This is a genomic window from Robbsia andropogonis (assembly GCF_000970345.1).
Taxonomy (GTDB): domain Bacteria; phylum Pseudomonadota; class Gammaproteobacteria; order Burkholderiales; family Burkholderiaceae; genus Robbsia; species Robbsia andropogonis.
This window is the reverse complement of sequence record NZ_LAQU01000141.1, coordinates 1-2,017: the sequence shown is the minus strand read 5'-3', so window position 1 is coordinate 2,017 and position 2,017 is coordinate 1. Positions and strand designations below refer to the sequence as shown.

At 53.9% G+C, this 2,017-nt stretch carries 2 protein-coding genes; both read left to right on the top strand.

Translation table 11 applies throughout. The features are described from left to right. The first annotated feature begins 791 nt into the window (after positions 1-791). On the top strand, positions 792-1,208 hold the full coding sequence (locus tag WM40_RS26560; RefSeq protein WP_157793821.1) for a hypothetical protein: 417 nt from the start codon (positions 792-794) through the stop codon (positions 1,206-1,208). A gap of 167 nt (positions 1,209-1,375) precedes the next feature. Further along, the gene (locus tag WM40_RS26555; protein WP_046154567.1) at positions 1,376-1,825 is read left to right on the top strand and encodes a hypothetical protein; all 450 of its coding nucleotides are present in this window, start codon (positions 1,376-1,378) and stop codon (positions 1,823-1,825) included. Positions 1,826-2,017 lie beyond the last annotated feature (192 nt).

The following is a 2,017-nucleotide window of genomic DNA, read 5'->3' as shown; positions in this document are numbered from 1 at the left end:
CCGTAGGTCGTCGACGAATGGAATCACAGATGGACGTTCTCCGCGTCGTCAGTATCACGACTCGGACGACATTCCCTACTGACGATTCAGTGTCTTTTCATCCCCTGGAACACCTGCGCTTCGGCGCGGGGGTTCTTTTGAATGCTCTTTGTTCCAGAGCCTTCAAAAGAATCTGGTATTATCCAACTGCTTCAGCGTTTGTGTGTTCGCTTGAAAACACACGACCCATCTCCGACTGTGGCGGCTGAGAAGTCGGATGAAATAAGCCGTGTTCTTATAATCGAGTGTTCAGTGGTGCCCGCATGGCACCTCACGGCTGACGCTCGATCCCCAGCCGCTGCCTGAACCGCAGCGGCCCCTCTTTGCTTGACGAGGCTTTAGTCTCGTTGTCTGTAGCCTCGGGCTTACCAGAGGCGACTGTTTGTCGTCTGCGGTAAGCCCCGCATGGGCAATCGCACTATTTTTACTGTTTCCGACTTTGGCCCGCGGCGGCCAGATTCGCTGCGCCTTTAGCGCAAGACGCGCAACTCTCCCTGGCCGTGGCCAGGGGGCTTTCGTAAGCGCTGCAGGAACTACGCATTCGTAGCGCTTGCGAAAGCTTTTTCCGTTGGTTGCCGGCAGATGTATGCAACCCGAATGTCCCCGTTATGGACAAACCTTCGTGACTTGGCTCCAACAGGCAGTAAGCAGTCACGGCTCGCAAGAGTTTGGAGCGTACTTTTACTTTTTTTCCTTCGGGGCATCGTCCCCGAAGGGGCGGTGTTCCGACTTCTTTTTTCTAGGAGTCGTCTATGTCCGCCCTCTTTAACGATGCTGTATCTACTGCTCGTCGTTCCGCTAATCTTGCTATCGTGCCGCAGACCAATACGATCAAGATGTTGCGCAATGTTCGTTTGATCGACATATCGTACATTGCCCGGGAAGCGGGACTTCGTGTTCCGACCGCTCTTACTCCCAGTGTGTGGATGCATACCATCGAGGCTATGTATCGTCCGATTGCACTTGCTGATGTTCAAGAAGCCGAGGAGAACATCTGGCAAACCGTGCGGGATGTACAGGACGCACTTCGCAAATTCCGTGGACATACTTCTTTGTTCCGTGTGATTTTGACTACGATAGACAGCCAGCCTCTCGAGGCTATCGTGCGTCTTGAGGTTGGTGCGAATGGCGAAACTGTGTTGGTCATCAGTCATCCGATCGATTTATGACCCTGGCAGATCGCTTGTCTGCGTTGAGGACAAGCTCGTGACTTGGCTCCAACAGGTAGTAAGCAGTCACGGCTCGAAAGAGTTTGGAGCGTACTTTTTACTTTTTTCCTTCGGGGCATCGTCCCCGAAGGGGCGGTGTTCCGACTTCTTTTTTCTAGGAGTCGTCTATGTCCGCCTTTTGGTCACACCACCTTGATATCGGCCGCGTCAACAGCGCACCGACGTTGCACTTAGTCCAAGCCCGTGACAAGTCCAAGCCGCGTCAATTGCAGGTCATGCGCGGTGAGTTGATCGATGTATCGCAGATCGCGTGTTGGGCAGGATTGCGTATCCCAACCGCTTTTACGTCCGAGGTCTGGACGGCATGCTTCTCGAAGCATCAGGGTCCTGTAGGTCCTCAGACTCTTATGCAATACGAGGAACGTATTTGGCAGGTCGTGCGGCACGTGCAAGATACGTTGCGGCGCTCGCCAGGTCCGACTCGCATGTTTGCGGTTCAGCTGGTCGACGAGGACACTGGGATCGTGCTCGATGTGACGCTCACTATCACGCTGGGTGTTGGCGACAATGGGGAGATCGTCTTGACGGTTTGCGATCCCATTATCAACGATGCTTAGATTGTACTTTTCCGACTTGGCTGCCATCTCCCATTTGGGAGATGGTGCTTTCTTCCAGCGAGTCGTTACTGCTTTGACATGCTCTCACGCGAGCGCATCTCAAAGTAGTAAGCAAGGAGTTTGCTGACTGCCATGCAGTCCGACGGCCACACGTAATGTGGCGTGGTATGGCCTCTCACGTTGTTTGTGGCC

Bases quoted from the DNA above. Each gene is read 5' to 3' on its own strand.
- WM40_RS26555 (WP_046154567.1), top strand. From the start codon at position 1,376: ATGTCCGCCTTTTGGTCACACCACCTTGATATCGGCCGCGTCAACAGC.
- WM40_RS26560 (WP_157793821.1), top strand. From the start codon at position 792: ATGTCCGCCCTCTTTAACGATGCTGTATCTACTGCTCGTCGTTCCGCT.